The organism is Chromohalobacter sp. HP20-39, from assembly GCF_033052815.1.
Classification (GTDB): Bacteria; Pseudomonadota; Gammaproteobacteria; order Pseudomonadales; family Halomonadaceae; genus Chromohalobacter.
Window position 1 is genome coordinate 1 of the sequence record NZ_JAWHTP010001012.1, and the last position, 248, is coordinate 248.

1 protein-coding gene is annotated in these 248 nt (G+C 65.7%); it reads right to left on the reverse strand.

Going from position 1 to position 248, the window contains the following annotated elements:
• A partial coding sequence (locus tag RVY79_RS20995; RefSeq protein WP_317466548.1) for a S1 RNA-binding domain-containing protein occupies positions 1-248 on the reverse strand: 248 nt, incomplete at both ends.

The following is a 248-nucleotide window of genomic DNA, read 5'->3' on the forward strand; positions in this document are numbered from 1 at the left end:
CTCGCCGACGGCGAAGCGTTCGGCGCGCTGGTCGTTGCGATCGCGGGCCAGTTCGGAGCGCTTGATGAAGGTGGTGAACTCGGTGCCCGAGATCCGGACCTCGATGCCGCTTTCCTTCACTTCGAGCACTTCGCAGGTCACGACCGCGCCCTTCTTGACGTCGCCCGGCTCGGCGAAGGGGTCGCCTTCGAGCTTCTTGTCGCCGTGCGAGATCCGCTCCTTCTCGACATCGACGTCGAGCACCACGG